Here is a 23572-nt window from a genome sequence, read left to right as displayed (position 1 = left end):
AAGACGGGGGAGGCTACATGACTTCTGCGGGGCAGGGTCCTTTGCCGCACCCAGGTCTCGTTTCCCGTCGATATCGAAGACAATGCGGTCAAGCTGCCGGAGGGCGGAGCCGGCTGATGGCGCCGGCGGCGGAATCAAATGACAGGGGGCACTTTGGTGGAAATAAAGCACTCGGGGTTGAGGATTTCGTCTTGTGGCAGCAGGCGTCCACTCTGCATCGATGAAACTGACCCTCCGCCCCGCTACTGATAGCGACTTCGCTTTCTGCGAATCGCTCAGCTGCGCCAACATGGCGGTCTATCACCGGTCGCGCGGCATTGACTGGGATAAGCAGCGCTTCCAGGCGAGCTGGCTGGAGTTCGAGAACCTGATGGTGCTGGCAGATGGCGAAGTGGTGGGTCTGCTGCGCGTGCTGCCGGAGGGTGAGGCGCTGGCTATCCGGGATCTGCAGCTGCTGCCGGCATGGCAGGGCCGCGGCATTGGTCGTTGGGCGGTGGAGCAGGCAAAGGCATTGGCCGCAGAGCGCGGATTCCACCGCTTGGTGCTGCGGGTATATACGGACAATCCGGCGCGGAATCTCTATCTGCGGCTGGGCTTCGTGGTGGAGGACTTGGTGAATGGCACATTGCATATGTCCTGCCTGCTCGCGCGGAATGATGCGGGCTGATCAGGCGCTGGTTGAGGGCGCCGGGCAGCTAACATGCGCGGCGGCGGACGCCACATCAGGCAGTGTCCGCGGGTATCGATGACAGGGCTTCCATGACAGTTTCCATTCGCGAGTTCCAGCCGGCGGACTGGCCGGCGCTGTGGCCAATCCTGCGGTCGGTGTTCCGCCGCGGCGACACCTACACCTATCCGCCCGAAGCAACGGAAGAGGAGATCCATGCGCTGTGGGTCGGGCGCCCGGAAGCCACGTTCGTGGCCTGCAACAGCGCAGGGCAGGTGATCGGCACGTACTACCTCCGCCCAAACCAGCAGGGCAATGCCGCGCACGTGTGCAACTGCGGCTACGTGGTGGCGGAGGCTGCACGCGGGGCCGGGGTGGCGGCGCAGATGTGCGCGCATTCGCAGGTGCAGGCGCTTGAACGCGGGTACCTGGCCATGCAGTTCAACTTCGTGGTGTCCACCAATACCGGGGCCGTGCGGCTGTGGGAGCGACTGGGGTATTCGATCGTCGGCACGTTGCCGCGCGCCTTCCGTCATCCGCAGGCGGGGCTGGTGGATGCGCATGTGATGTACAAGTGGCTGGCGCCGGAACCTGCCCAATGATGCGGTTGCTGGCCGCCGTCCTGACGGCGGTGATCGTGCTGGGTTACTTCGCGCTGATGCGCATGGCGCCGGACATGTTCGGATGGATGTATCCGCGCGGCGGCCTGCCGATCCTGGCGTTCTCGCTGCTGGCGGCGAACGCGGCGTTGTGGGCGGCGGCGCGCTTTGATTTCACCCTGGAGCGGAAATTCCAGCTGCTGGCGGCGGCCTGGATCTGGCTGCTGGTGCAGGGCGGGGCGATGGCCTGGATGTATGCCTGGGCGAGCGGTGGCTGATCACTTCTGCAGAAGCGAAGCCGGCTGCTCCAGCAATGCGGCGCTCAACCCGGCCGCGCGCGCTCTGAAACTTCAGCCAGCGTGGCGGGCGTGATGTCCCACTGTTCGGCGGCTTCGTAGGCGAAGTCGACGCCGATCTTGCCGGTGGCGCTGACGATGCGGATCACGCAGGCGCGCCACGGATCCTTGCCTTCCACCTGGGTGGCCTCGCGCAGGGCTTCGATGTGACCGCCCAGTTCGCGCGATTGCGGAGTGGCTGCCTGCGGCGGCTGGCCGTCGCGGTAGCGGAACCCGCTGATCTTCAGGCCCGGGCCGGTGTAGGAGGCGATCAGGGCGTAGCCATCCCAGGGCTCAGCATCGACGGTGGGATCGGTGACGATCGCCTGGCCGATCTGTGTGATCAGGGCATTGCTGTCGGCGTTGCTGTTCATCGGGGCGAGGATATCAGGCTGCGCCGCTGATCATGCCGTCCATCTGGGCCGGCCGGATGTTGCTGAAGTGCTGCCCGGCTTCGTTGTCGAACAGGATGGTCTGCGGGTCGTACACCACGGCGCCGGTTTCCGGGTCGGTCACGCTGTAATCCACGGTTACCTGCTCCGGCCGCTCGGCGCCGGCGGGAGCCAGCTCAACGCGGATGTCCACATCCATGCCGTGGTCCAGCCAGTCGGCCCACTCCTGCTCCATGCGCGCGTAGGGGCCGGTGTTGAAGTTGGCCTGCTGCGGGAACATGTTGACCGGCCCATGTCCGTGGACGAAGCGGTAGGCGAAGATGTGGCCGGTGTGGTGGGTGCTGTCGAGGTTGTTGTCGGTGCGGAAATCTCTCTGGGCCTTGCTCTCGGTGCGGTCGGTATCGCGGTGGCGACTGCTGCCCGGGGTCCAGGTGAGGGTGCCCTCGGCGTGCACCGGACGGCCTTCGCCATCGAAGGTCCAGGTGATGTCGTTGACCTCGCCGCTGGCCACATCGGTGATCAGGCCGTTGATGCTGTCGGCGGTGACGGTTTCGCTCAGGCCCACGGTGCCGTCGGGCTGGGTGCCGGTGACCAGCAGGTGGTTGAGCGCAGCGCGCTGATCGGGCGCGGTGGGATCGCGCTGGATCAGGGTGTGGATGCCGAAGTCTTCGCGGCTGGTGGCCGGCGAGCCGGGGCCGGTTTCAAACGGCGCGTCGAATACGTGGGCCGCGCCCGACATGATCCGCAGCTCGGGCACCGGGGTGGCCTTGGTGATGGTGCTCTTGCTGATCACCAGGCGCACATCGCTGATGTCGGCGATGCCGTTGATGTCGGCCAGGGTCTGGAAGGTGGCCTGGAACGGGGTGCCGACGAAATCGCCGCCGCGCAGCTCCACGCTGGTGCCGGGTGGCCAGGAATCCGGATCCATCGGGTTCAGCGCCTGCATGGCGTCTGGCGTCGCCTGGGCGCGGATGGCGTTGGCGTGGTAGCTGACCTGGATAGGCCCGCTGTCCTGGCCCGGGGCGCTCACCGTGACCTCGGTGCTGCCCGACCAGGTGGTGCGCTGGCCGGCACTGGATTCGTCACTGATGCGGGTGCTGGCGGGATCGTGCTCGAAGGCCAGCTCACGCCCGTTGGCGCTGGTAATGGCCGGCCCGAAATCCTGCGCCGGGCTCGCCGTGTCACGGAAGCGCTGCAGGGCGCTGTTGACCCAGTCGGACATGGAAAAATCGGAGCGGGGCGCGTTGATGGTCATCGGGGGCACGCGGAAACGGTGGCCGTAGCCGGTGCCCGAAAGTTTATCGATGCCGCATAACGCCGGGTATTGGGGTTTACCCGAGGCGCGCCCGGCCGGCCATGCGCGCGGCGGTGCCGTCGCGCAGGAGCACCTGGTGCACGGCCACCATGAGGATATGGCCCACGATCAGGGTCAGCAGGGTCCAGCCCATCAGCCCGTGGGAAGCGCTGGCCGGGGCCATCATCCAGTCCACCTGCTGGCCGGTTTCCGGAAACAGCGGGATGCCGAACGGCGAGAAGCCGCGACCGCGGCCGTAATCGCGCATCAGGGCGACGAAGGGGATGTAGAGCATCAGCAGGTACATCACCCCGTGGGCGGTGGTGGCCACGCGGCCACGCAGGGTGCCGGGCTGGCGCGGGCGGCGACGCAACTGCGACAGGCCCCAGGCGGCGCGCAGCAGCACCAGCAGCATCAGCAGGGCGCCGACCGGCTTGTGCGTGCCCATGATGAAGGCGGCAATGTCGTTTTCGCGGCCGACGGTGATCTTCAGCAGCATGCCGGTGAACTGCCAGGCCAGCACGGCAACCATCAGCCAGTGCAGGGTGCGGGACACCACGCCGTAGCGCTGGGGTGAATCAAGCAGGGGGGAAGACATGCTGCGGATTTTCAACTTTGATGTGGGCGTTGAATGATGCCAGCCGGCGCCAATGCTTGCTATTCATCAAAGTGAGGGTCGAACGCGTTTCAGGTCGACCGGGGGGCGGCCTGCAGCTGGCGCAGCTCGTCCTTTTCCTCGGCCGACAGGGCGCTGAAGCCGCCGCCGGCCACCCGCTGCTGCAGTTCCTCCACCCGCTGGTCGAGGGTCTGGCGGTCGAGGCGGGCGATGATGTCGAGGAATTCGGATCGCCAGGCTTTTTCTTCCCCCGGCAGGCTGATGGTGGCGAGCTTCTGCAGCGCGTCGGCTTCATCACGGCCGCTGAAGTGGTCGATCAGGGCGCCGGTGCTGATCTCCGGGCGGGTGTGCACGATGGCCAGCAGCTCGGTCAGCAGCGCAATGCCGGGCTGGCGCAGGGCGGTGAAGCGGTAGGAATCGGGCAGGTCCAATGCCAGCGCCGGGCGGTGTAGCAACAGGATGATGGCGGTGCGCACCAGGCTGCGCCGCGGTGCGCTGCTTGGTGCACTGCGCCGTTGCGGCCGGGCCGGGGCGGCCTGGGGGCGGCCGCCGACGCCGGTCAGTTCGGTCAGGCGCTGACGCATCAGGTCAGCGAAGGCGCCATCGGGGATCTGCGCCAGCTGCGGGCGGGCGCGCTCGGCCAGGCGCGCCTTGCCGTCCAGCGTGCCCAGGTTGATGTCCTCGCCCACGCTGTCGAAAAAGAATTCAGACAGCGGTGTGGCTTGGGCCAGGCGCGCATTGAAGCCTTCGGCGCCCTCGGCGCGGACCAGCGAATCAGGATCCTCGCCATCGGGCACGAACAGGAAGAACGCCTGGCGACCATCGCGCATGCGCGGCAGCACCGTTTCCATTGCCTTGACTGCGGCGCGACGGCCGGCGGCGTCGCCGTCGAAGCAGAAGTACACATCCGGCGCGTTGCGGAACAGCAGCTCGGCATGGTCGGGAGTGGTGGCGGTGCCCAGCGTGGCCACGGCCTGGGTGATGCCGTGCTGGAACAGGGCGATCACATCCATGTAGCCCTCGACCACGATCAGGCGGCCGAGCTCGCGATTGGCTTGGCGCGCCTGCCACAGGCCGTAGAGTTCGCGGCCCTTGTGGAACAGCGGGGTTTCGGGCGAGTTGAGGTATTTCGGACCGTCATCCTTGCCCATCACCCGGCCGCCGAAGGCGATGGTGCGCCCGCGCCGGTCGGAAATCGGAAACATCACCCGGTCGCGGAACTTGTCGTACACGTGGCCGCGGTCGTTGCGCGACAGCATGCCGGTCTTTTCCAGCAGCCGCAGGCGGCGCTCATCGGTGCCGAGCCGGTCCTTGAGCGCGGAAAATCCTTCCGGCGCGTAGCCGATGCCGAACTGCTCGCGGATGGCTTCGTCCACGCCGCGGTCGTCCAGGTAGGCGCGGGCGGTGGCGCTGTTCGCCAGTTCGCGGCGGTAGAAATTGCGCGCCGAATCCATGGCGTTGAACATCGCGTCGATATCGCCGTCGCGGTTGTTCTGTCGGGTTTCGCGCGGCACTTCCATGCCGGCGATGCGGGCCAGCTCCTCGATCGCGTCGAGGAATTCCAGCCGGTCGTACTCCATCAGAAAGCCGATCGCGCTGCCGTGCGCGCCGCAGCCGAAGCAGTGGTAGAACTGCTTGGTCGGCGACACCGTGAACGACGGCGAGCGCTCGTCGTGGAACGGGCAGCAGGCGGCGTATTCCTTGCCCTGGCGCTTGAGCGGCACGCGGGCGTTGACCACCTCGACGATGTCGGTGCGGGCAATGAGGTCGTCGATGAAGGCGTCGGGAATGCGGGACATGTCCCCGCTAGGATGCCACGCCGGCTGCTGTCATGGCCGCGGCTGTGAAGGCTCGCCGGCCGTGGACAGGTCGCCGTCCGCGGGCAGGACCACCGGCAGCAGGCGCGGGTCGTCGACCGTCTCCGCTTCGCGCCGGGCGACGCGCGCGCGCCAGCGCTCGTCGATCACCGCGGTGATCATGGCGCCACCGAAGAAGATCATCGCCGCGTAGTACATCCACACCAGCAGCAGCACCAGCGCGCCGGCCGAGCCGTAGGCGCTGCCGGGCGCAGCCTGGGCCAGGTACACGGCGATCGCCCAGCGCCCGATCAGGAACAGCGCCGCGGTGATCAGTCCGCCCAGGAACGCCTGCTTCCAGTGCACCCGGCGGTCGGGCAGGTAGTGGTACATCAGGGCGAAGGCGAAGGTGTAGACCAGCAGCATCACCGCATTGCCCGCCAAGGGCACCAGGACCGGGATATCGCGGAAGGCCAGCTCCACCACGGTCCCGGCCAGGGTGGAGATGATGATCAAGAAGCCGAGCGAGAACACCACCCCCACCGAGAACACCCGCTTGCGCAGCCAGGCCATGAGGCCGCCGAGCGCCTTGTCGCTGGTGTGGAAGATCAGGTTCAGCGTGGTCTGCAGGCGCGCGAACACCACCGTGGCGCCGACGAACAGCAGCAGCGTGCTCCACAGGCCGGCGAGGCTGCCGATATCGGGCTGGTCGCTGGCGTTGCGGATGACGGTGTTGGCCACGGCCTCGGCCTGCGGACCGGCGAGCCCGCCGATCTGGCTGATCAGCGCGTCCTGGGCTTCCGGGTACAGCGAGGCGGTCAGCCACAGCAGCAGCACCAGCAGCGGCGCCAGCGAGATCAGGGCGAAGAACGAGAGCGAGGCGGCCTGGGTGAGCAGGTCGCATTCAATGAAGCGCTGGACCAGTGCGTAGGGCAGGCTCTCCTGCACCTTGGCGATCCATCGCTTGATTCGTGGGTGGTCGAGCAGGGACATGGCTCAAGGATGGCATGGCCGTGTCAGCGGACCGTGATTCCGGCGCACCCACGATCACGTGTAGGAGCGCGCCATGCGCGCGAAGCCGCGTGAAACATGTCGTTGCCGCGCGGCGTCGGCCCGCGCGCAGGTACCGACGCCACCCCGCGTGGCCAGGTGTCACGCGGTTTCGCGCGCGTGGCGCGCTCCTACAGCAGGGCCGGGCCACTTACAGCAGGACAGGGTCAGCTGGCGAGCTTCTGCTTGACCAGCTTGGACACCAGGCCCATGTCGGCCTTGCCGGCGAGCTTGGGCTTCAGCGCGCCCATCAGCTTGCCCATGTCGGCCGGGCCGGAGGCACCGGTGGCGGCAACGGCGGCGTCGATCTCGGCGTTGATCGCGGCCTCGTCCATCTGCGCAGGCAGGTAGGTTTCAATCACTTCGATCTCGGACCGCTCCACCGAAGCCAGGTCTTCGCGGTCGGCGGCTTCGTACTGCGACACCGAGTCGCGGCGCTGCTTGAGCATGCGCACGAGCACCCCGGTCACGGCTTCATCGTCGAGTTCGATGCGCTCGTCCACTTCCTTCTGCTGGATTGCGGCGTTGACCAGCCGGATCACGCCCAGGCGCTGCTTGTCGCCGCCTTTCATTGCGGCCTTCATGTCTTCGATCAGGGTCTGCTTGAGGGTCATGGCGTGGCTCCTGGTGATGTGGAGGAACGAAGAAAAGCCGGCGACGCTTGAGCGTGCCGGCTTCCCGTAGAAGCGAGCTGTGGCCTCCGCGCCGGGGCGCGGAGTGGCCGATCAGTACAGGCGCTGGCGCTTGGTGACGTCACGCGCGGCGCGGCGCGCCTGACGCTTGACGGCAGCCGCAGCCTTGCGCTTGCGCTCCTGGGTCGGCTTCTCGTAGTACTCGCGCTTGCGGGTCTCGGCGAGGACGCCGGCCTTTTCGCAGGTGCGCTTGAAGCGACGCAGGGCAAACTCAAACGGCTCGTTTTCGCGGACTTTGACGCTGGGCATGGAATCTCCGGGAGTGGAATCGCCGGCTGTTTGCGTCGGCGAGCCCGCTATCATAGCCCCGCTCTCGGCGGCGCTGCAAGTGGGGCGGGATTTTCCCGCTCATCGAGGGGCTGGCGGGGGGCCGGATAAGCCAATGCGTGACTTGCGGCGCCGGCGTCCCCATCCTATCGGGTATGCGAGTCCTCGGTATTGAAACCTCCTGCGATGAAACCGGCGTAGCGGTGTATGACACCGCCATCGGCGGCCCGGCCGGGCTGCGCGCCCAGGCCCTGTACAGCCAGATCGCCCTGCACGCCGAATACGGCGGCGTGGTGCCCGAGCTGGCCAGCCGCGACCACGTGCGCAAGCTGCTGCCGCTGATCCGCCAGACCCTGGCCGAAGCCGGGATGGGCGTGAACGACCTGGACGGGGTGGCCTACACCGCCGGGCCGGGCCTGGTGGGCGCGCTGATGGTGGGGGCGGGCGTGGCGCGGGCGCTTGCCTGGGCGCTGGAGATTCCGGCGCTGGGCGTGCACCACATGGAAGGCCACCTGCTGGCGCCGCTGATGGAAGACGATCCGCCGGAGCCGCCGTTCGTGGCCCTGCTGGTGTCGGGCGGGCACACCCAGCTGGTGGCGGTGGATGCGATCGGCCGCTATCGGCTGCTGGGCGAGACCCTGGATGACGCCGCGGGCGAGGCCTTCGACAAGACCGCCAAGATGATGGGCCTGCCGTATCCGGGCGGGCCGCAGCTGGCCCGGCTGGCCAAGCAGGGCACGCCGGGGGCGTTCCGCTTCCCGCGGCCGATGACCAAGCGGCCGGGGCTGGATTTCAGCTTCAGCGGCCTCAAGACCCAGGTGCTGCTGGCCTGGCAGGACAGTGACCAGTCCGACCAGACCCGGGCCGACATTGCCCGCGGATTCGAGGATGCGGCGGTCGATACGCTGGCGATCAAGTGCAGGCGCGCGCTGGAAGAGACCGGCAGCAAGGTGCTGGTGGTGGCCGGCGGGGTAGGCGCGAACACGCGCCTGCGCGCCCAGCTGCAGGAGATGGCCGCCGAGCGTGGGGGTCGGGCATGTTTCCCGCGGCCGGAGCTGTGCACGGACAACGGCGCCATGATCGCCTTTGCCGGGGCGCTGCGGCTTGCGGCCGGGCAGCGCGATGGCGCCGAACCGCAGGTGCGCCCGCGCTGGGACATGGCCACCCTGCCGGCGCTCGATACGGCGGCCTGAGCGGCTGCGCGGGGCTGCGCAGGGATGCCGGCAATGCGCCGGTGAGCGCTGCGTTCAAGCGGATTCGTTAGGATTGGACCCCGCAAACCCGGGCCAGGCGCGCCGCGCGCATGATGGGCGCAGTCATAGAGCGCGCTGCCGGGTCTGATCCTCCCCCTTCGACAATTCCGGAGCCGACATGCAACCACGGCTGCAGCTGCTGCAGGAAACACTTTCCCCCTGGCCCTGGGCCTACACCACGCTGATGCTGGCAGCTCTGCTGCTGCTGGCGTGGCTGGCCAATTTCATCACCAAGCGGGTGCTGCTGCGCGGACTGCGGCGCTTGCTCGGCATGCTGCCGGGACTGCGCGGCGGCCACGACGCACCGGCGGTGCAGATGCGCGCGATCCCCCGGCTGGCGAACGTGGTGCCCGCACTGGTGATCTCGACCGGGATCCTGCAGGTGCCGGGCCTGCCCGCCTCGGTGGCGCTGGTGGTGCACAACCTGGCCAACGTGTTCATCGTGTTCACCGTGGTGCTGGCGATCAGCCACGTGTTCGACCACATCAACGAGATCTACGAGCGCAGGCCGGACGCCCGCAACAAGCCGATCAAGGGCTATCTGCAGGTGGCCAAGATCGTGCTGTTCGCACTGGCGGCGCTGTCGGCGGTGGCGATCCTGGCGGGGGTCAAGCCGCTGCACGTGCTGACCGGCCTGGGTGCGGCCAGTGCGGTGCTGATGCTGGTGTTCCAGGACACGATCCTGTCATTCGCCGCCAGCCTGCAGATCAGCGGCGACGGGCGCGTGCGCATCGGCGACTGGATCGAGATGCCCAGCCAGAACGCCGACGGCGACGTGATCGATATCGCCCTGCACACGGTGACGGTGCAGAACTGGGACAAGACCATCACCACCGTGCCCACCAAGAACCTGATCAGCCACTCGTTCAAGAACTGGCGCGGCATGCAGGAGTCCGGGGGGCGCCGGATCAAGCGCTCGCTGTACATCGACCAGGGCAGCGTGCGGTTCCTGGGGCCGGAGGAAGTGGAGAACCTGCACCGCTTCATGCTTCTCGACGATTACCTGCGCGAGAAGGGGCAGGAGCTCACGGAATGGAACGCGCAGCTGGCCAGTCGCGGCGGCGGCGCAGAGGTCAACCACCGCAGGGTCACCAACCTGGGCACCTTCCGTGTGTATATCGACCAGTACCTGGCGCAGCATCCGGGCATCAATCAGGGGATGACCAGCATGGTGCGCCAGCTGCAGCCGACCGAAGCGGGGATTCCGCTGGAGCTGTACTGCTTCACTGCCGACGTGCGCTGGGTCTACTACGAGGCGGTGCAGTCGGACATCTTCGACCACCTGCTGGCGATCCTGCCGGAGTTCGGGCTGCGGGTGTTCCAGCGCACTTCCGATGCGCCGATCGATGTGCGCCTGCATGACCAGCGCGTCGGGACGGAAGGACCGCGGCCGGCGGCGGACTGAAAGCGTTACGCTTGCCAACCCCATCCGTGCATTGACCGCCATGGACAGGATCCACATTGAAGGACTGCGCATAGACGCCCTGGTGGGCGTGTATCCGCATGAGCGCGAGGGCACCCAGCCCCTGCTGTTCGACCTGGAGCTGGCGTTCGACAACCGCGCGCCTGCCGCCAGCGACGACGTGGCCGATGCGCTGGACTATGCCGCGGTATGCGAGGCGGTGCGCCAGCACGTGGCGGGGCGCACCGACCAGCTGCTGGAGACGCTGCTGGAGAGCCTGGCGGCAGCGCTGCTGGAGCAGTTCCCGGTTGCCCTGCACCTGCGCATCCGGGTGCACAAGCCCGATGCGGCGCGCGCGCTGGGCTGCGCCGGGGTGGGCGTATCGATCGTGCGTGGTCGGGCCGCGTGAGTCGTGCCTGGCTGCTGGTACTGGGCAGCGATGACGCCGGCGGGGCGCCGATCGCCGCAGCGCTGGAAGCCCTGGCAAAGCTGGGACAGGTTGAGCCGCTGACTGGGTCCCGTCGCAGCCCCGATGCCGAGGGCGCGGACCGCTGGTTCACCAATCGTTTGGTGCGCCTGGACAGCGCACTGGCGCGCGAAGAGCTGGCGGAGCGTCTGCAGCGGATCGAGCGCGATATCGGCCGCTCGGAGCACAGCGATGAGGTGCCGATCGACATCGACCTGCTGGCCCACGAGGCCAATGGCGACGCCTGGCGGCTGGACTCCTATGCCGCCGACAAGGGCGAGCAGCGCCGCGCCCACGTGATGGCCCTCCTCGAAGAAGCCGGCATCATCCTGTAGTTCGGGGCTACGCCCCCGACGTTGCACCGCAACGGAATCAAATACTCAACGTGCGCCCGCCATCCACGGCAAGGATCTGCCCGGTCACGTAGCTGTTGCCGCGCAGCAGCCAGTGCACCGCTTCGGCGATGTCGCCGGGCTTGCCCTGGCGGCCGAGGGCGGTGCGTTCGCGCACCATCTCGAGGGTCTCGGCCTTGATCGGGTTTTCCGACCACAGCACGTTGCCGGGGGCGACGCCGTTGACCCGCACTTCCGGGCCCAGTTCAAGCGCCAGCGATTTCGTGGCCATGACCAGCGCGGCCTTGGCCATGCAGTACACGGTGTGCCCGCGCAGCGGGCGCTCGGCGTAGATGTCGACGATGTTGACGATGGCGCCGCCGCTGCGGGCCAGGTGCGGCGCGGCGGCCTGGGCAAGGAAGAACGGCGCGCGGGCGTTGCTGGCAAACAGCTCATCCCACTGCGCGGGCGTGGCTTCGCCGATGGGCGTTGCGTAGTAGGTGGAGGCGTTGTTGACCAGCGCATCCAGGCGACCGAAGCGGCCAATGGTCTGCGCCACCAGTTCGGGCAGGCGGTCGAATTCGGCCAGGTCGGCCTGCAGGGTGATCACGCTGTCGGCGCGCTGGGCCTGGAGGCTGGTCGCAAGCGCGTCCATCTCCGCCCGCGAGCTGCGGTAGTGCAGGGCCAGGTCGTAGCCGTCGGCGTGCAGGCGGCGGGCGATCTCGGCACCGATGCGCTTGGCGGCGCCGGTCACCAGCGCCACGGGTCGGGCAGCATCCATGGTCGGGCTCTGCGACGGGCATTCCATCTTAGCCGATGGCCCGGGCCGTTCCCGGGCCGCGGCCCGGGCGTGGCCTGGACACTGGCGACCTTCAATTGGAACAAGCAATCACAAAGGATTGACCCCGGTAGGAGCGCGCCATGCGCGCGAAGCCGCGTGAATTGGATTTTGCAGAAGCGCTTCGGTTCCAGCGATGCAGCCGGCGCCACGCGGCGTGGATCGATGTCACGCGGTTTCGCGCGCATGGCGCGCTCCTACCCCGTGGGGGTTGCGTAAACTGGGGGCATGACAGATTCCGACGAAAACGACACCGCTGCGCTCGCCCACAGCGGGCGCCTTAAGGCGCTGATCCGCGAGCAGATCCAGGCTGCCGACGGCGCAATTCCATTTTGGCGCTTCATGGAGCTGGCGCTGTACGCGCCGGGGCTGGGCTATTACAGCGCCGGGGCGACCAAGTTCGGCCGCGCGGGTGATTTCATCACCGCGCCGGAGATCGGGCCGCTGTTTGCCGAATGCGTGGCCGAGGCGGTGGCGCCGGTGCTGGCGCAGCTGGGCGCGGAGGCGCAGATGGTGGAGATCGGCGGTGGCAGCGGGCGGTTTGCCGCCGATGCCATCAGCCATCTGGTGGCCCTGGATGCGCTGCCTGCGCGTTACGCGATCCTCGAGCCCAGCGCGGACCTGCGCGAGCGCCAGCGCGAATACCTGCGCGAGCGGCTGACACCGGAGGTGTTCGAGCGCGTGCACTGGCTGGACGGGCCGCCGGATGACACCTGGGACGGCGTGCTGTTCGCCAATGAGGTGATCGATGCCCTGCCCACGCCGCGCTTCTGCGTGCGCGGCGGCGAGGTGCTTGAAGAACACGTGGCGATCGGCGAAGGCGGCGCCTTCGTGCGTACCGAGCGCCCGGCGGATGCCTTGCTGACGGCTGCGGTGCGGCATGTGGAAAGCCAGCTGGAGCGGCCGTTTGCCGATGGCTATCGTTCCGAGCTGCTACCGCAGCTGCCGTACTGGATCCAGGCGGTGGCCGGTGGACTGCGCAACGGAGTAATGCTGTTCGTCGATTACGGTTTCGCCCGGCGCGAGTACTACCTGCCCGAGCGCAATGACGGCACCCTGCGCGCGTTCCACCGCCATCAGGTGAGCGGCGATGTCTTCGCCAACCCCGGCCTGCAGGACCTCACCGCCTCGGTGGACTTCACCGCGCTGGTGGAAGCGGGCACCGGGGCCGGGTTCGAGTTTTCCGGCTACTGCAACCAGGCCGCGTTCCTGATCGGCAACCGGCTGCCGGAGCGGCTGGTCGCGCACGAGGCCGGGGCCGCGGACGAAGCCGCGCTCTATTCGCTGCGCCAGCAGGTGAAGCAGCTGACCCTGCCCGACGGCATGGGCGAGAGCTTCCAGGCGATGGGCTTCGAGCGCGGGGTGGACTTCAGCCATGCCTTCCTGGCGGGTGATCTGAGCCATCGCCTGTGACCCGATTGCGTGTGGGCAGGTCGCTGAAGCCGTTCCGCCGGCCGTGGCTGTGGAGCGGGCTGTGGTGCGTTGCGATCGCTGCGGTGGTGGTGGTGTCACTGGCGCCGCCGCCGCCGATGCCGCCGGTGGAAGGCGGCGACAAGATCGGCCACTTCCTGGCGTATGGCGTGCTGGCCGCGGCCGCGGTGCAGCTGTATGCGCGCTGGCCGGCGCTGCTCGGCGCCGCACTGGGACTGGTGCTGATGGGCATCGGGCTGGAATGGGCCCAGGATGCGCTGACCGAGACCCGGCAGATGGAGCGGGCCGATGCTCTGGCCAATACGCTGGGCGTGATAGCGGGGCTGGCGACGCGGCTGACGCCCCTGCGCGACCTCCTGCTGCGGCTCGATGGAGGCAGGTCACCCGCGTAGGAGCGCGCCACGCGCGCGAAGCCGCGTGAATTACGGCCCTGCCGCGTGGGGTTGGTCCCGGCGCAGTTGCCGACGCCCCACCGCGCCGCCAATGTCACGCGGTTTCGCGCGCATGGCGCGCTCCTACAGTTGGGGGGCCTTTTCGCGGATGGAATTGCTAATCTGCCGCGATGATCCAGACCCGGTATCCAACATGACCGTGATCTCGCTTGCCGCACGCGCGCCGGAGGCGGCGCGCGCGGCCGTGCGGCTGGCGTGGGCGCGCAGTGCCAGTGGCGTTCCCGATCTCGCGCTGGAGCGGGCTTCGGCCGATGCGGGCTTTCGCACCTACTGGCGGGGGCGCACTGCGGAGGGCTCCCTGATCGTGATGGATTCGCCGCCGGCGCTTGAAGACGTGCGCCCGTGGCTGCACATGCACGCGGTGCTGGATGCCGGTGGAGTGCGGGTGCCGCGGGTGCTGGCGCGCGACGACGAGGCCGGCTTCCTGCTGATGGAGGACCTTGGCGGCGACACCTGGCTGCAGGCGGTGGACCGGCTGGATCCGGAGGCGACCTTCGACCTGGCCATTGACCAGCTGCTGCAGCTGCAGCAGCTCGAGTGCTCGCCGGACCTGCCCGCCTACGACGCCGCGCTGTTGCAGCGCGAGCTGGACCTGTTCGAGGAGTGGTATCTCGGCCGGCACTTTGGGGTGGAGCTGGATGCCGGTGAGCGCGAAGGCCTGCGACGGGTGCAGGAACTGCTGATCGAATCCGCACTGGCGCAGCCGCAGGTGTTCGTGCATCGCGACTACATGCCGCGCAACCTGATGCCGGTGGAGGGCGGGCTGGCGGTACTGGACTTCCAGGACGCGGTGCGCGGACCGGTGGCCTACGACCCGGTGAGCCTGGTGCGCGATGCGTTTCACAGCTGGGAGCCGGAGCGCGTGCGCGGGTGGCTGGGCCGCTATCACGCCCGCGCCAAGGTGGCGGGCATTCCGGTGCCGGAGCTGGCGCAGTTCCTCCGCGACGCCGACCTGATCGGCGTGCAGCGGCATTTGAAGGTGCTGGGTATCTTTGCGCGGCTGAATTACCGCGACGGCAAGCCCAGGTACCTGGCTGATGCGGAGCGGTTCCTCACTTATCTGGCAGAAGTGATCCCGCAGTATCCGGAGCTGGCGCCGCTGGCGGCGATCCTCGACACCTGCACAGGCCCCAGCCCCACCGCCGCCTGACTCTCCCGGTAGGAGCGCGCCATGCGCCCGAAGCCGCGTGAATCCTGGCATTGGTACGTGGCTTCGTCCCAGTTCGCCGGGACCGAAGCCCTATCGCAAAGATCAACGTCACGCGGTTTCGCGCGCGTGGCGCGCTCCTACAGTGGGGCGGATTGCCGGGTGGCGGCGATGGCGTCGATGCGGGCTTTGCGCAGCGCGCGGCCGATGGCGGGGCCGGTCATGCCTTCCTGGACCACATCGCGGGCGCTGACCGCCATGGCGGCGGCGTGCAGGCGTTTGAGCTCGGCGGCCTGCGGATAGTCGGCATCCTCGAAGCCCAGGCGGCCGCGACGGTCGGCCTCGCACACCAGTACGAGTGCTGCGATGCGCTCCGGCTTGCGGAAGGCATCGCAGCGCGCCAGCAGGTCGTGCACGGTGGCATCGCGCAGTTCCAGCGTGCGGTGCACGTTGAGGTGCTCGCGACAGGCGACGCGGGCCAGATCGCGATGTGCGTTGGGCACCTTCAGCCGGTCGCACAGCCCTTCCAGCGGCTTCAGCCCGGCCTGCTCGTGGCCGATGTGGCGCGGCCATTTCGATTCGGGCGTCAGCGCCTTGCCCAGATCGTGGGTGAGCGCGGCAAAACCGATCACGCCGTCGCCCGGAGCCAGCCGTGCGGCCATATCGCTGACCAGCTCCTGGTGGATGCCGGTGTCGATTTCCGGGTGGTATTCCGCGCGCTGCGGCACGCCGTACAGGGCGTCCACTTCCGGCAGCACCGCGGCCAGGGCGTTGGCCTGGCGCAGGGTCTGCAGGAACGCCGATGGACGCGCGGCAGCCAGCGCCTTGGCCAGCTCCTGCCAGGTGCGCTCGGGCACCAGCGCCTCGAGTTCGCCGCTGGCGGAAATCTCCCGCATCAGCGCCATCGTCTCCGGCGCCACGCTGAAGCCCAGCGACGCAAAGCGGGCCATGAAGCGGGCCGCGCGCAGCACCCGCAGCGGGTCTTCGACAAAGGCCGGGCCCACATGGCGCAACACGCGCTGTTCGATGTCGCGCTGGCCGTTGAAAGGGTCCGTCAGGCTGCCGTCGGGCGCCTCGGCGATCGCGTTGATGGTGAAGTCGCGCCGCTCCAGGTCCTGTTCCAGGGTCACCGATGGATCGGCGTGGACCACGAAGCCGCGATAGCCGGGTCCGCTCTTGCGCTCGGTCCGGGCCAGCGCATGTTCCTCGCCGGTATCGGGATGCAGGAACACCGGGAAGTCGCGGCCCACGGCGCGGAAGCCGGCAGCGATCATCGCCTCTGGCGTTTCGCCGACCACCACGAAGTCGCGGTCGCCGGCGGGCAGGCCGAGCAGGCGGTCGCGGACGGCGCCGCCGACGAGATGGATGTCCATGCGGGCATGATGCCCGGGGTCACGCGGCTTCGCGCACATGGCGCGCTCCTACACGCCGGAGGCGGGGCAGGCGAACGCGCGGGTGGGCGCGCCGGTGCGGCCGAGCATGCGCTCGCTGATCGGCACCGCGGCACCGTTGAGGCGCCAATCGTAGATCACGCTGAAGGCCATCACCCGGGCCACATACTCGCGGGTCTCGCGATAGCTGATGGTTTCGATCCACAGATCGGGATCCATGCTGCTGCGCTGCGCCTGCCAGCGGGCGGTGGGCGTGGGCCCGGCGTTGTAGGCCGCCGAGGCAATGTAGGGAAATCCGTACTGGTCGCGGCGCTGGGCCATGTAGGCGGTGCCGATGCGGATGTTGGTGGCCGGGTCGTAGAGGCTGTTGCCGCCGCTCCAGCTGAGTCCCAGGCGCCGGGCGACCGCCGCGCCGGTGCTGGGCAGCACCTGCATCAGGCCGCGGGCGTCGGCCGGCGAGCGGGCGTTCGGATTGAAGGTGCTCTCGGCGCGGATCTTGGCCGCCACCCAGGCCGGGTCCAGGCCGTTGCGGGCGGCCTCGGCGCGGATCACCTCGTCGTAGTGCAGCGGGAAACGCAGCTCGTACAGGCGCGTCTCCTCGGGCTGGCGGCCGAGCCCGAACACCGCCCGGTCAAACCAGCCGTTGTCCTGGGCCACCTTCACCGCAATGCGGCGCTGCTCATCGCTGAACTGCTCCAGCGCATGGCTCCATTCACGCGTGGCCCAGCCGGGCCGGTCGGCACGGAACAGGGCCATCGAACGGATCATGGCCGGGTGGTTGGCGACCTGCGCGCGTGCCGAGGCATCGCCCGGTGTGGGCATCGGGCACAGCGCGTAGGGCTGCTGCAGGCGGTCGGCGGCAAGGAAGCCGTGGAAGGTGGCGTCGGTTGCCGCCTGCGCGTACTGCTCCTGGGCCTGCGGCTGATGGCCCAGCAGCTCGTGCATGCGTCCGGCGAAATAGGTCCAGCGCGAGCTGGTGCGCTGCTCGTCGTCCATTTTGGCGATCGCGTCCAGCGCGGCGCGCCAGTCGGAGCGGGTGATCGCCTCGCGCACGCGCCACTCGTGCAGGCGGCTGTTGTAGGCGGACTCGGGCACCAGATTCAGCCGGCGCGCAGAATCGGGCAGGTAGGAAGCCACCGTCCACAGCGCGATCTGGTGTTGCACGCGGCCGTTGGCTTCTTCATCGAACGCCAGTGCACGCGCATAGCGGGGCAGCGCGGCTTCCGCGGCGTCGGGATCATTGCGGCCAAGCTGGGCCAGCCCGTGGGAAGCCACCAGCCGGCTGCGTGCGCTCTTCGGCCAGCCCAGCGCCCGCTCGTGGGGGGCCTGTACGAAGGCGGCGTAATCCTCGGCCAGCGCGCGCTCGTCGGCGGGCAGGCCGCGTGCGGCTACCCGCATCACGCCCGGGTTCCAGTCTGCCGCGGCCAGTTCCAGCCGCTCCCAGCGCAGTTCCGGGGTCAGCGCGCCGCGCGCGTCCAGCGCCGCGAAGGGCGCATCGCATTCGTCGGGCAGCGAGCCGCCGCTGGACCGCCAGATGCCCTGCACGGCCTGGTCCCACGCCGCATCGGCCGCGCCCAGGCGCTGGCGCGCGTTGAGCTCGATGCAGCGCAGCCGGGTGTTGGTGATCGAAGGCGACCAGGCGGCGCGGATGCCGGCCCAGTCCTGGCGCCGGTGCAGGGCGCGCAGGTATTCCTCGCGGAACAGCCCGGCCACCGCCTGGCCGGCGTAGCGCTCCATGAAGCCCTGCGCCTGGGCCTGGGGCAGCGACTCCAGGTTGCGGCGCAGCGAGGCGAATTCCACCCAGCCATAGGCCGGGTGGGACGCCATGTGCGGGGCCACCGGTTGGCCGCGCGCAGCGGATTCGAACGCGGCGCGCAGTTGGACGGTATCGGTCTGGGCGGGCGCTGCCCCGGGCAGCGCAAACAGGACCAGGGTGGCGGTAAGCAGGAATGTTTTCATGGGGGATCGCAGGCTGACTCGGTGCGCAGACGACTATAGCGAAGGGTGGATGAAGCCCCGCAGTGGTCGGCGGTGGTGCGGGCCGCGTCGACGCTGCGTTATCCTTGTTGCCGGCCCGTAGCACCCGCTGCGGGCCGGTCTGTTTTCGGAGCCGGGATGCTGACGCTGCTGCTGATTTTTCTCGCACTGGGCGCGCTGGTGGGCGTGCTTGCCGGCCTGCTGGGCATTGGCGGTGGGCTGGTGCTGGTGGCGTCGCTGGCCTGGCTGCTGCCACAGTACGGAGTGCCCAAGGACGCCGCCATGCACGCGGCGCTGGCCAGTTCGCTGGGCAGCATCGTGTTGACCGGGATTTCCTCCACCCGCGCCCACCACCGGCGCGGCAGCGTGATCTGGCCCAGCGTGGCCTGGCTGGTACCGGGCATGCTGCTGGGGGCGTGGCTGGGCAGCCGCTTCGCGATCGGCCTGGATGCGGCGGTGCTCAAGTGGTGCGTGGCGGGCTATTGCCTGCTGATCGCGGCGCAGATGGCGTTTTCAGGCGCACCCGCTGCAGGTGCAAGTGCGGTGGGTCCGCGCGGTGCGGGTCTGACCGCGGCCGGCGGGGGCATCGGGGCGCTGTCGGCGCTGGTAGGCATTGGCGGCGGCAGCATGACGGTGCCGCTGCTGACCTGGCTGGGCGTGGCGCCGGTGCGGGCGGTGGGCACGGCGGCGGCCTGTGGCATCTTCATCGGCCTGGCCAGCGCCGTGGGCTATGCCGTACAGGCGCCTGCGGGGGCGCTGCCCGAGTACGCGTTGGGGTACGTCTACCTGCCCGCGGCGGTCGGGGTTGCGGCGGCTTCAATCCTGACCGCGCCGCTGGGCACCCGGCTGGCACACGCCATCAGCGGCGCAGCGCTCAAACGCACATTCGCCGCGTTCATGGCGCTGGTGGGTATCGCGATGGCGCTGTGGTGAGACGGCCCGGGAGCAGGCTCAGCCGGCGGTGCGCAGGGCCTCTTCGGGCACGTCCAGGTCCACCGACAGGGCCAGGTGGTCGGACAGCGCGGCGGGCAGGGCGCGCATGTTGCTGGTGGCCAGGCTGTTGGTGATCAGCACGTGGTCGATCGCCCGCTGCGGGCGCCAGCTGGGGAAAGTGTGGACGCTGCAGTCCGGCGGCTGCAGCGAGGTGTGCCGGTACAGCACCGACATCTCGGGCCGGTCCGGGGTGCAGTTGAAGTCACCCATCAGCACCGCGTTGGGATAGTCGCTGAGCAGCTCGGCGATGTAGCCAAGCTGCGCCGCGCGCGATTGCGCGCCCAGCGACAGGTGGGCCACGGCGATGGTCAGGCCTGCCTCGCCTTCGCCGAAGCGCGCCAGCAGCAGGCCGCGTCCGCGTACCCGCCCGGGCAGCGGATGGTCCATCACCTCCATCGGCTCGAGGCGGCTGAGCAGCGCGTTGGCGCTGGAGGCCACGTTGGCCACCTTGCGATTGGGCTGGTGGGTCCAGTAATCGAACCCGCCGCGCTCGGCCAGGTAGTGGGTCTGGTTGGTGAAGCCGGAACGCCAGCTGCCGGGATCGCTCTCCTGCAGGCCGACGATGTCGTGACCGCCGGCCAGCTGGGCGATCTGGTCCAGCGACTGGCGCTTGCCGCCGGTCGGCAGCACGTGCGACCAGCTGCGCGTGGCGTAATCGCTGTAGCGCCGGGTGCTGGACCCGGCCTGGATGTTGGCGCTCAGCAGCTTGATGGTCTGGCGCCCGAGGGATTGCGCGCGCAGCAGTGATTCGGCACTCGGCCGGGTCACCAGACGCTGGTCCCGGGCGGTGTTCATTGCGCGGCGTCGTTCCCGCCGGCAGCGCGCTCGCGCGCCACCAGGTGGTCGACGATGCGCAGCACTTCCTGGTAATCCTGGCCGCTGGTCACCCGGTACTTGCCGTTGACGATCATGGTCGGAGTGGCGTCCACGCCGGCGGCTGCGATGAACTGCTGGGCGCGGCGCATCTGGCCGCTGACCGCGAAGCTGTCCATGGTCTGGGCGAACCTGCGCGCATCCGCACCGTGCTGGGCATAGAACGCGGCGATGTCATCGTTGCTGACGCCCTGCACCGGCAGCGAGCGCTCCAGGTGGATGGCGCGGAACATCTGCTGGTGGGTGGCGTCCACCAGGTCCATCGCTTCGGCGGCGTAATAGGCCTTCGCGAACGGGGTCCAGAAGCCGCCAAACGGCGCGGCCAGCATGGTCACCCGCACGTCCTCGGGCTGGCGCTTTTTCCATGCCGAGATCACCGGCTCGAAGCTGGCGCAGGCGCCGCAGGTGTAGCCGAACACCTCGACGACCTCGACCTGGCCGTTGAGCGGCTGGAACGGCTGGCCGTTCTCGATCACCACGTAGTTGGTGCCTTCCACCGGGGCGGGACCCTGCGGCGTTGCGGCCTGGATCGGAGCGTCCGTGGTGGCGGTATCGGCAGTGGCTTCTGCGCTGGCCGGGGCGTCCGACTCGGGCGCGGCGGTCTGTTCAACAGCCGGGGTTTCGCCCGGTGCGGTGGCGGCAGGCGCGGCGTCATCCTGCTGGGCGCAGGCAACCAGCAGCAGCGGCAGGAGCAGGGAAATCAGGGCGTGGCGGAAAGAGTTCATGAGCAGATCTCAGGCTTTGTCTGGTGAAATTGGGGTCAAGGGGCGCTGGCTCAAGGCTCGCGCTCCATGGCAATCAGCTGATCGGCGATACGCAGCACGTCCTGCAGGGTACGCCCCTGGACGCGGTATTTGCCGTTGATGACCAGTGTCGGCGTGCCCTGGGCGCCGCTGCGGACCAGAAATTCATGCGCTGCGTCGAGCTTCTGCTGGACCTGGACGCTCTTAGCGGCTTCGGCAAGGCTGGCGCGGTCCAGGCCCAGTTCCAGGCCGGCATAGAACGCGGTGATTTCGGCCACGGTGGCGTTGCGGGCCAGCAGACCGCGCCGATGCACGGCATCGAAGGTGGCCGCGTGCACCGCATCGGATTGGCCAAGCGCCCGGGTAGCGAAGAACATGGTGGCGAAGGGATCCTGTCGGCGGTAGGCCGCGGGCACGTGGCTGACACGCACGTCGTCGGCCTGGCGCCGTGCCCAGGCGTCGAGAATCGGGCGGAATTCATCGCATACGTGACAGGCGTAGGAGAAGATTTCGGCGACTTCGATCTGTCCTTCCAGCGGCTGCCAGGGCGGGCCCTCGGCAATGCGGACGTAATCTTGGCCTTCAATCGGGGTCTGGGCGGCGGCGGGAGCGGCCAGTGCCGGAGCCAGTACCAGCAGCAGCGGGAGGAGCCAGCGGGCGGTGATGTTCATCGGGTCGGGGCTTCCGGGCAAAAAAAAGCCGGCCGATAACGCGGCCGGCAAATGATTTCAAGGAGACTGTACGGACTCAGACCCGCAGCAGGCGTGAAAGTTCACGACTGCGCGGCAGGCTCCTGGGATTCTTCGCCTGCGTCGACCTGATCCTGGTCGGCATCAGCGTCGACGTTGGTGTCGGTATCGGCGTCACCGTCGGCGGGCTGGTCGCCTTCGCCGGCTTCGTCGCCGTCCGCGGTGTCGGGCGCGGGCTCGGCGGGTGCGGGCGCTTCGGCCGGCACTTCCACCTGGGCCATGGCGGCGCGGGTGGCGGCGTCCGGGCGCGCATGCAGGCCTTCCATGTAGCTGCCCAGGGCCTGGATTTCCTCGTCGGTCAGGTCGGAGGCGATCTGCGCCATGATGTTGAACAGGCGCGGATCCTGCGGCTGGGTGCTGCCGTCACGGTAGGCCTGCAGGCGCTGGACCGCGTACCAGGACGGCTGGCCGGCAACCTGCGGATAAGCGGGGCCGGGGTTGCCGGCGCCGGCGGGGCCGTGGCAGGCCATGCAGGCCGGGATGCCGCGATCCATGTCACCGCCGACGAACAGTTTTTCGCCGATTTCGTAGAACTTCGCGCCCTCGAAGGGACCGGCTTCGACCACGGTGTCGTCGGCCAGGCCGCTGTCCGATTCCTGCAGTGCGTAGTAGGCGCCGACATCGCGCATTTCCTGGCCGCTGAGCATTTCGGCAAACGGCTGCATGATCGGGCTCATGCGCTCGCCGGACTTGAACAGGGCCAGCTGGTGGGCCATGTAGCGTTCGCTCTGGCCGCCCATGGACGGATAGATGTCACGAACGGTGGCCTTGCCATCCATGCCGTGGCAGGCGGCGCAGGTGGAAGCGAGCGTGGCGCCGTTGTCGGGATCTCCCCAGGTGGTGCCTTCGAGGATTTCCGCGACGCTCAGGACTTCCAGCGGCGCGGATTCAACCGGCGCCTCTTCTTCCAGCGGCAGAACGGTGGACTGGGCAAAGGCAACCGCGGCGGCTGCCAGGGTAACCAGACCGACAAGGGCGTAGGCGCGAGCGTGGCGCATGCTTGGCTCCGGGATACAGATGACCGGGCATGATGCACCCGGCAGGACGCCGAATTATCGTCGCCGGGCATGAGCGCGGTCAAACCCGACGCCGGCAGCCCCAGCGTGCGATGCTATCGCGATGTCGAATCCCCTCGCCCGCGCCAGCTACAGGCTGGCTGCCCACACCCCGTCCCAGCTGCCGCTCGACAGCGGCCATGAAGTGGCCTTTGCCGGACGCTCGAACGCCGGAAAATCCAGCGCGCTCAACGTCATTTGCAACCAGAATGCGCTGGCGCGGGTGTCGAAAACGCCCGGTCGCACGCAGCAGCTGGTGTTTTTCCAGATCGAGCCGCACGAAGACCGGCACCTGGTGGACCTGCCCGGCTACGGCTACGCCAAGGTGCCCAAGGACCTGCAGGCGCACTGGAAACAGTTCATCGCCGGCTATTTCGCCCAGCGCCAGGCGCTGCGCGGACTGGTGGTGGTGATGGATATCCGCCATCCGCTGAGGGAATACGACCGCCAGATGCTCGGTTACGCGGTCAATCGCGGCCTGCCCGCGCACGCGTTGCTGACCAAGGCCGACAAGCTTGGCCGCGGCGCCTCGGGCAACGTGCTGCAGGAGGTGCGCAAGGAGCTGCAGTCCGAGTACGGCAACGGGGTGAGCGTGCAGACCTTCTCCGCGCTGCACAAGACCGGTCTGGATGAGGCGCGGGCGGTGATCCGGGGCTGGCTGGAACTGTAGGAGCGCGCCATGCGCGCGAAGCCGCGTGACGTCTGGTCACGCGCAAGGGTTCCGGTTCAGGACGGCGGCGCCGACGCCACGCGGCATCGCCA

Annotated in this window: 25 protein-coding genes and 1 pseudogene; 12 read left to right on the top strand and 14 right to left on the bottom strand. The window is 68.7% G+C overall.

All coding sequences use genetic code 11. The annotated features are described in order from the left end of the window. Positions 1-220: 220 nt before the first annotated feature. The 3 genes from ACW7G2_RS10710 to ACW7G2_RS10700 all read left to right on the top strand — a co-directional run bounded on the left by ACW7G2_RS10710 (position 221) and on the right by ACW7G2_RS10700 (position 1544). Positions 221-667, top strand: a complete 447-nt coding sequence (locus tag ACW7G2_RS10710) for a GNAT family N-acetyltransferase (RefSeq protein WP_456975565.1) — start codon at positions 221-223, stop codon at positions 665-667. A 92-nt stretch (positions 668-759) separates the two neighbouring features. After that, positions 760-1269 (top strand): N-acetyltransferase family protein, encoded by a 510-nt coding sequence (locus tag ACW7G2_RS10705; protein WP_456975563.1) that lies wholly within the window; start codon positions 760-762, stop codon positions 1267-1269. Then, positions 1266-1544: a hypothetical protein gene (locus ACW7G2_RS10700; protein ID WP_456975561.1), complete on the top strand. Its 279-nt coding sequence runs from the start codon at positions 1266-1268 to the stop codon at positions 1542-1544. Before ACW7G2_RS10705 ends, ACW7G2_RS10700 begins: the two co-directional genes overlap by 4 nt. A 44-nt stretch (positions 1545-1588) precedes the next feature. On the opposite strand, the gene ACW7G2_RS10695 is transcribed toward ACW7G2_RS10700, so the two are convergent. From ACW7G2_RS10695 to rpsU, 7 genes are all read right to left on the bottom strand, one after another. After that, positions 1589-1975 carry a hypothetical protein gene (locus ACW7G2_RS10695; protein ID WP_456975559.1) on the bottom strand — a complete coding sequence of 129 codons (387 nt, stop codon included), beginning with the start codon at positions 1973-1975 and terminating at the stop codon, positions 1589-1591. A 13-nt stretch (positions 1976-1988) separates the two neighbouring features. Next, positions 1989-3215, bottom strand: a complete 1227-nt coding sequence (locus ACW7G2_RS10690) for a DNA/RNA non-specific endonuclease (RefSeq protein WP_456975557.1) — start codon at positions 3213-3215, stop codon at positions 1989-1991. 109 nt (positions 3216-3324) lie between these two features. Next, positions 3325-3885 carry a cytochrome b gene (locus ACW7G2_RS10685; RefSeq protein ID WP_456975555.1) on the bottom strand — a complete coding sequence of 187 codons (561 nt, stop codon included), beginning with the start codon at positions 3883-3885 and terminating at the stop codon, positions 3325-3327. Positions 3886-3974: 89 nt separating this feature from the next. Continuing rightward, positions 3975-5702: a DNA primase gene (gene dnaG, locus ACW7G2_RS10680; protein ID WP_456975553.1), complete on the bottom strand. Its 1728-nt coding sequence runs from the start codon at positions 5700-5702 to the stop codon at positions 3975-3977. A gap of 30 nt (positions 5703-5732) precedes the next feature. After that, on the bottom strand, positions 5733-6692 hold the full coding sequence (locus ACW7G2_RS10675) for a YihY/virulence factor BrkB family protein (protein ID WP_456975551.1): 960 nt from the start codon (positions 6690-6692) through the stop codon (positions 5733-5735). Between the two features lie 224 nt (positions 6693-6916). Next, positions 6917-7363, bottom strand: coding sequence for a GatB/YqeY domain-containing protein (locus ACW7G2_RS10670; protein WP_456975549.1), 447 nt, complete (start codon positions 7361-7363; stop codon positions 6917-6919). A gap of 111 nt (positions 7364-7474) precedes the next feature. Continuing rightward, positions 7475-7690 carry a 30S ribosomal protein S21 gene (gene rpsU, locus ACW7G2_RS10665; RefSeq protein ID WP_343257411.1) on the bottom strand — a complete coding sequence of 72 codons (216 nt, stop codon included), beginning with the start codon at positions 7688-7690 and terminating at the stop codon, positions 7475-7477. A 173-nt stretch (positions 7691-7863) separates the two neighbouring features. On the opposite strand from rpsU, the gene tsaD reads away from it, so the two are divergent. From tsaD to ACW7G2_RS10645, 4 genes are all read left to right on the top strand, one after another. After that, positions 7864-8901: a tRNA (adenosine(37)-N6)-threonylcarbamoyltransferase complex transferase subunit TsaD gene (gene tsaD, locus ACW7G2_RS10660; protein WP_456975546.1), complete on the top strand. Its 1038-nt coding sequence runs from the start codon at positions 7864-7866 to the stop codon at positions 8899-8901. A gap of 178 nt (positions 8902-9079) precedes the next feature. Further along, a complete protein-coding gene (locus tag ACW7G2_RS10655) occupies positions 9080-10366 on the top strand; it encodes a mechanosensitive ion channel family protein (RefSeq protein ID WP_456975544.1) in 1287 nt (428 codons plus the stop codon). A gap of 40 nt (positions 10367-10406) precedes the next feature. Then, a complete protein-coding gene (folB, locus tag ACW7G2_RS10650) occupies positions 10407-10772 on the top strand; it encodes a dihydroneopterin aldolase (RefSeq protein ID WP_456975542.1) in 366 nt (121 codons plus the stop codon). Next, the gene (locus ACW7G2_RS10645; RefSeq protein ID WP_456975540.1) at positions 10769-11164 is read left to right on the top strand and encodes a 2-amino-4-hydroxy-6-hydroxymethyldihydropteridine diphosphokinase; all 396 of its coding nucleotides are present in this window, start codon (positions 10769-10771) and stop codon (positions 11162-11164) included. Before folB ends, ACW7G2_RS10645 begins: the two co-directional genes overlap by 4 nt. A gap of 37 nt (positions 11165-11201) precedes the next feature. Here ACW7G2_RS10645 and ACW7G2_RS10640 read toward each other — a convergent pair whose 3' ends face one another. Further along, complete coding sequence (locus ACW7G2_RS10640; protein ID WP_456975538.1) at positions 11202-11942, bottom strand: pteridine reductase; 741 nt, start codon at positions 11940-11942, stop codon at positions 11202-11204. Positions 11943-12227: 285 nt separating this feature from the next. Here ACW7G2_RS10640 and ACW7G2_RS10635 point away from each other — a divergent pair, with 285 nt between their 5' ends. The 3 genes from ACW7G2_RS10635 to ACW7G2_RS10625 all read left to right on the top strand — a co-directional run bounded on the left by ACW7G2_RS10635 (position 12228) and on the right by ACW7G2_RS10625 (position 15032). After that, on the top strand, positions 12228-13412 hold the full coding sequence (locus tag ACW7G2_RS10635) for a class I SAM-dependent methyltransferase (RefSeq protein ID WP_456975536.1): 1185 nt from the start codon (positions 12228-12230) through the stop codon (positions 13410-13412). Further along, positions 13409-13822 (top strand): VanZ family protein, encoded by a 414-nt coding sequence (locus tag ACW7G2_RS10630; RefSeq protein ID WP_456975535.1) that lies wholly within the window; start codon positions 13409-13411, stop codon positions 13820-13822. Before ACW7G2_RS10635 ends, ACW7G2_RS10630 begins: the two co-directional genes overlap by 4 nt. 193 nt (positions 13823-14015) lie before the next feature. After that, positions 14016-15032, top strand: a complete 1017-nt coding sequence (locus tag ACW7G2_RS10625; RefSeq protein WP_456975533.1) for an aminoglycoside phosphotransferase family protein — start codon at positions 14016-14018, stop codon at positions 15030-15032. A gap of 137 nt (positions 15033-15169) precedes the next feature. Here ACW7G2_RS10625 and ACW7G2_RS10620 read toward each other — a convergent pair whose 3' ends face one another. Together ACW7G2_RS10620 and ACW7G2_RS10615 are read right to left on the bottom strand one after the other, a co-directional pair. After that, complete coding sequence (locus ACW7G2_RS10620; protein ID WP_456975531.1) at positions 15170-16402, bottom strand: multifunctional CCA addition/repair protein; 1233 nt, start codon at positions 16400-16402, stop codon at positions 15170-15172. A gap of 48 nt (positions 16403-16450) precedes the next feature. Further along, positions 16451-18379, bottom strand: a complete 1929-nt coding sequence (locus ACW7G2_RS10615; protein ID WP_456975529.1) for a transglycosylase SLT domain-containing protein — start codon at positions 18377-18379, stop codon at positions 16451-16453. A 156-nt stretch (positions 18380-18535) separates the two neighbouring features. Between ACW7G2_RS10615 and ACW7G2_RS10610 the strand changes: the two genes are divergently transcribed. After that, the gene (locus ACW7G2_RS10610) at positions 18536-19330 is read left to right on the top strand and encodes a sulfite exporter TauE/SafE family protein (protein ID WP_456975527.1); all 795 of its coding nucleotides are present in this window, start codon (positions 18536-18538) and stop codon (positions 19328-19330) included. 18 nt (positions 19331-19348) lie between these two features. On the opposite strand, the gene ACW7G2_RS10605 is transcribed toward ACW7G2_RS10610, so the two are convergent. From ACW7G2_RS10605 to ACW7G2_RS10590, 4 genes and pseudogenes are all read right to left on the bottom strand, one after another. Further along, positions 19349-20095: an endonuclease/exonuclease/phosphatase family protein gene (locus ACW7G2_RS10605; protein ID WP_456975607.1), complete on the bottom strand. Its 747-nt coding sequence runs from the start codon at positions 20093-20095 to the stop codon at positions 19349-19351. Between the two features lie 86 nt (positions 20096-20181). Further along, on the bottom strand, positions 20182-20988 hold the full coding sequence (locus ACW7G2_RS10600) for a thiol:disulfide interchange protein DsbA/DsbL (protein ID WP_456975525.1): 807 nt from the start codon (positions 20986-20988) through the stop codon (positions 20182-20184). 50 nt (positions 20989-21038) lie between these two features. Further along, positions 21039-21677, bottom strand: coding sequence for a thiol:disulfide interchange protein DsbA/DsbL (locus tag ACW7G2_RS10595; RefSeq protein WP_456975523.1), 639 nt, complete (start codon positions 21675-21677; stop codon positions 21039-21041). A 270-nt stretch (positions 21678-21947) separates the two neighbouring features. Further along, positions 21948-22753: pseudogene (locus tag ACW7G2_RS10590) on the bottom strand (c-type cytochrome); the annotation flags it as partial. A gap of 121 nt (positions 22754-22874) precedes the next feature. On the opposite strand from ACW7G2_RS10590, the gene yihA reads away from it, so the two are divergent. Beyond that, positions 22875-23480, top strand: a complete 606-nt coding sequence (yihA, locus tag ACW7G2_RS10585) for a ribosome biogenesis GTP-binding protein YihA/YsxC (RefSeq protein WP_456975521.1) — start codon at positions 22875-22877, stop codon at positions 23478-23480. Positions 23481-23572: the final 92 nt, after the last annotated feature.

This window comes from Luteimonas sp. A277 (genome assembly GCF_054052045.1).
The sequence above is the reverse complement of the archived record's forward strand: the minus strand, read 5'-3'. Positions and strand labels throughout refer to the sequence as shown.

What these genes read in the sequence shown, in the direction of transcription:
- ACW7G2_RS10710 (WP_456975565.1), top strand. Translation starts at nt 221, where the DNA reads ATGAAACTGACCCTCCGCCCCGCTACTGATAGCGACTTCGCTTTCTGC.
- ACW7G2_RS10705 (WP_456975563.1), top strand. Translation starts at nt 760, where the DNA reads ATGACAGTTTCCATTCGCGAGTTCCAGCCGGCGGACTGGCCGGCGCTG.
- ACW7G2_RS10700 (WP_456975561.1), top strand. Translation starts at nt 1,266, where the DNA reads ATGATGCGGTTGCTGGCCGCCGTCCTGACGGCGGTGATCGTGCTGGGT.
- ACW7G2_RS10695 (WP_456975559.1), bottom strand. Translation starts at nt 1,975, where the DNA reads ATGAACAGCAACGCCGACAGCAATGCCCTGATCACACAGATCGGCCAG.
- ACW7G2_RS10690 (WP_456975557.1), bottom strand. Translation starts at nt 3,215, where the DNA reads ATGTCCGACTGGGTCAACAGCGCCCTGCAGCGCTTCCGTGACACGGCG.
- ACW7G2_RS10685 (WP_456975555.1), bottom strand. Translation starts at nt 3,885, where the DNA reads ATGTCTTCCCCCCTGCTTGATTCACCCCAGCGCTACGGCGTGGTGTCC.
- dnaG (WP_456975553.1), bottom strand. Translation starts at nt 5,702, where the DNA reads ATGTCCCGCATTCCCGACGCCTTCATCGACGACCTCATTGCCCGCACC.
- ACW7G2_RS10675 (WP_456975551.1), bottom strand. Translation starts at nt 6,692, where the DNA reads ATGTCCCTGCTCGACCACCCACGAATCAAGCGATGGATCGCCAAGGTG.
- ACW7G2_RS10670 (WP_456975549.1), bottom strand. Translation starts at nt 7,363, where the DNA reads ATGACCCTCAAGCAGACCCTGATCGAAGACATGAAGGCCGCAATGAAA.
- rpsU (WP_343257411.1), bottom strand. Translation starts at nt 7,690, where the DNA reads ATGCCCAGCGTCAAAGTCCGCGAAAACGAGCCGTTTGAGTTTGCCCTG.
- tsaD (WP_456975546.1), top strand. Translation starts at nt 7,864, where the DNA reads ATGCGAGTCCTCGGTATTGAAACCTCCTGCGATGAAACCGGCGTAGCG.
- ACW7G2_RS10655 (WP_456975544.1), top strand. Translation starts at nt 9,080, where the DNA reads ATGCAACCACGGCTGCAGCTGCTGCAGGAAACACTTTCCCCCTGGCCC.
- folB (WP_456975542.1), top strand. Translation starts at nt 10,407, where the DNA reads ATGGACAGGATCCACATTGAAGGACTGCGCATAGACGCCCTGGTGGGC.
- ACW7G2_RS10640 (WP_456975538.1), bottom strand. Translation starts at nt 11,942, where the DNA reads ATGGATGCTGCCCGACCCGTGGCGCTGGTGACCGGCGCCGCCAAGCGC.
- ACW7G2_RS10635 (WP_456975536.1), top strand. Translation starts at nt 12,228, where the DNA reads ATGACAGATTCCGACGAAAACGACACCGCTGCGCTCGCCCACAGCGGG.
- ACW7G2_RS10625 (WP_456975533.1), top strand. Translation starts at nt 14,016, where the DNA reads ATGACCGTGATCTCGCTTGCCGCACGCGCGCCGGAGGCGGCGCGCGCG.
- ACW7G2_RS10620 (WP_456975531.1), bottom strand. Translation starts at nt 16,402, where the DNA reads ATGGACATCCATCTCGTCGGCGGCGCCGTCCGCGACCGCCTGCTCGGC.
- ACW7G2_RS10615 (WP_456975529.1), bottom strand. Translation starts at nt 18,379, where the DNA reads ATGAAAACATTCCTGCTTACCGCCACCCTGGTCCTGTTTGCGCTGCCC.
- ACW7G2_RS10610 (WP_456975527.1), top strand. Translation starts at nt 18,536, where the DNA reads ATGCTGACGCTGCTGCTGATTTTTCTCGCACTGGGCGCGCTGGTGGGC.
- ACW7G2_RS10600 (WP_456975525.1), bottom strand. Translation starts at nt 20,988, where the DNA reads ATGAACTCTTTCCGCCACGCCCTGATTTCCCTGCTCCTGCCGCTGCTG.
- ACW7G2_RS10595 (WP_456975523.1), bottom strand. Translation starts at nt 21,677, where the DNA reads ATGAACATCACCGCCCGCTGGCTCCTCCCGCTGCTGCTGGTACTGGCT.
- yihA (WP_456975521.1), top strand. Translation starts at nt 22,875, where the DNA reads ATGTCGAATCCCCTCGCCCGCGCCAGCTACAGGCTGGCTGCCCACACC.